The 2,772-nt window shown below is 60.4% G+C and carries 1 protein-coding gene; it reads left to right on the plus strand.

Annotated features, from left to right (window positions below; genetic code table 11):
• Positions 1-682: 682 nt before the first annotated feature.
• Positions 683-1,651 (plus strand): ROK family protein, encoded by a 969-nt coding sequence (locus ACWEJ6_RS54575; protein WP_452433658.1) that lies wholly within the window; start codon positions 683-685, stop codon positions 1,649-1,651.
• The last annotated feature ends 1,121 nt before the right edge of the window (positions 1,652-2,772 follow it).

Raw genomic sequence — 2,772 nt, forward strand, 5'->3', positions numbered from 1 at the left:
CCGGCCTTCGGCGACTCCTCCCGATAGGCCCGGAACGTCACCGGCGGCGTCCAAGAAATCCCAATCGCCGGGCTTATTTCGCTGAGATCACCTCAATGACATCGCCCGCGCGGCCCTCGTCCTCCCCCATTTCGAGCACAACCATCTGCCGGCAGGTCGCTGATATCACGTCAGTGACGTGCGTTGGATGCTGCCGGGTGTTAATGGAGATCGACGCGATATAGTTCAGTGCCATGCGCAAGGAACAGGATGTACTCGGAGTCCGCCGTGTCAACCATCGGGGCTTTGCAGGCCCAGTACGCGGGACGTCGGTTGGGTTCGCATCGCATCGGCGTACGAGATCCATGACAGATTAGTCGGCCAGGAGGATCTACTTAACAGAAAGGTGTCTCTGACCTGCGAGGATTCCTCAGGAGAAGAGGATTTAGGGGCTTGGTTCATGGCGTCGTCGTAGATCGCGAGGGACGCTTGAACGCGATCGTGGAATCGTCCGCTAGCGAGGCGCGGCTTGCGCTGCCGAAGCTGGCTGGGCGAGGAGTTCGTTGATAGCGTCGGACTTGAGCCGCGCGACAGGAGACGCCGTAGGCAGTGGCGTGGCATGTTGCGACGCAGGCCAGCTGTGGTGGTGTGAGCATGGCATGATGCGAAAAATGCATCTACAGGATGGTTTGCGCAATGAGGAATGATTCTATTGAATATTTACGCACTTGATATCGGTGGCTCTTCGATCAAGCACGGACTCATCAAAGTGGCGGAACATAGGGCTCGCGTTATGCGACGCGGCGTACCTGTCCAATGCTCCTCGCGCAAGTTCGCCGATCTACGGGCTGCCGTGCTAACCATCGTCGCTGAGCAAACTAGCGATCGTGTCCCGCCGCAGCAGCACCTGGCGATCTGCACCACCGGATCGGTTGATGAAAAGGGAATTGTCCTGAATGCGGGGCATTTTGAAGGCTATGTCAATATTGATTGGTCCAGCGATTTGCGGCAGATATTTCCCCACCTCTCCTCTATACACGTCATGAACGACGGTCGCTCGTCGACTTGGGCCGAGTTCTGCAGCCAGACTGAGTCCCGGTCGCTTGTGCATGTGGTTGTGGGAACTGGAGTGGGTGCTGGTCTGGTGACCGAAGGACGTCTTATGGCCGGAGAGCATGGATTCGCCGGTTTTCTAGGACACCTTCAGGTGCATGCCAGCACACAGAAGGAGTGCAGCTGCGGGATGTATGGCTGCGTCGAGACGGTCGCCGCCGCTCCCGCCATCCTGCGACACTTTACCTCGCTCGGCGGTCGGGCCGACATTCGCGATCTACGGGACTTAGTAGACGAGGCCCAGGCAGGCGACAAGTTCGCTCTCACCGCTCTGGCGTCCGCGGGTTCCTGGCTGGGCACCGCCATAAGTCATGCGATCAACTTGCTGAACCCCGGTCTGGTCACCATTGGCGGAGGGCTTGTCGACATAACACAGGGCCTAGGCAAAAGCGGCCTAGGCCCCTATGTAGAGGCCGCGATCGCCACAGCCCGGGCCAAATCGCACCGCAGAATCGGGTCCCGAACCGTCGTCCGTCCCGGTCACCACGGAAACGACGGTGGGTTGCTCGGCGTAGCCTTGCTCGCCGCGTTAAGGATAAGTCACGTAACCCCTCGTTAGATCATCGCGTGATGAGAACTCCTTCCAAGGCGGCGGAATTGGACGCCGAGCGTGTACGCCACTGTTCCGCGAGCGTCACGGCCGGTCCATGCCATCACGGACGGTGCTCTGACTCGATCGATCAAGTAACCGAAATATGGCCATACTACTGTGGTAGGTGCAAGCAGCTCGGATTGAGCGTGTTGGCCAGTCCCGCGTGGGCTCGTGGGCTTCGCCCGTGCCACTTGGCGCCGTTCACGACAGCCGCTCGAAAGGCCAGTTTGATCGACGTCGCTGAACGCCATCACCGACAAGACATCCGATAGGCGTAAGATTCAAGCCGCGGTTGAGACGATCGACGGAAGGCGGTAACGCAAACGCATTGGAGGCGGCCAAGGAAGCGGTTGAACAGGTCGCCGACAGCGGCGGCGTGTCCGTCGCCAGAGGCTCCTCACCGGTCGTAATAGGCGCGAGTATCAGATGAGAGGTTGAGTGCCGATAGGCCCCGGAACATGACAACGGACGCGAGTCCAGCGTTTTGATTCCGCGACACGCGACCGTGAGGCCGCGGCCGGGGACCGGAATGTACGGGCTGATCCAGTGAACGCTGGGAGGCGTCGGGCATGGGCGCGTGGGTGCGGTCATCGCCGATCTCCGCCCGAGTCCACGCGCCGGCTCGATTGGCGATACCAGGGAACCGGTGGCGACCATCTCGTAGTCCTTGTGTTGCCAACCGCTTCTTCAGTTACTTGGACAGTTGTCGCTCTCGGTGCTGAGCTCGACGCAGTTTTCTCCGCCGGATTACCTCTTTGTCGCTACAGCGTATCCGCCCGAGGGCGACATAAGCTGGTTGGGGAGGCGAGCGTTGACCAGTCTCGAACTGACGTGGCAGCTCGATGGATGGAAACATGATTGAAGACCGCCTTCCGGAACGGGCAATGGCTTGGAGTCTCTTATGAATTGCCCTAGCTCTTCGCTTGGTGACCTTTCCCTTCCGTCTCGCGACCAGGGGACAACGACAGCGGCGCTGCCATTGGAGATCCGCGGCAGCGCCGCAGGAAGATCAGCCCGGCCTCCACGACGCCCACGCCCAGGGCGATGAGACCGAGCGGGAGCAGCCCGTCGGAGTCGCCCAGGGTCAC

It is taken from the genome of Nonomuraea sp. NPDC004702, from assembly GCF_053601695.1.

Excerpts from the sequence above, each read along its gene's own strand:
- ACWEJ6_RS54575 (WP_452433658.1), top strand. The coding sequence starts at position 683 with ATGATTCTATTGAATATTTACGCACTTGATATCGGTGGCTCTTCGATC.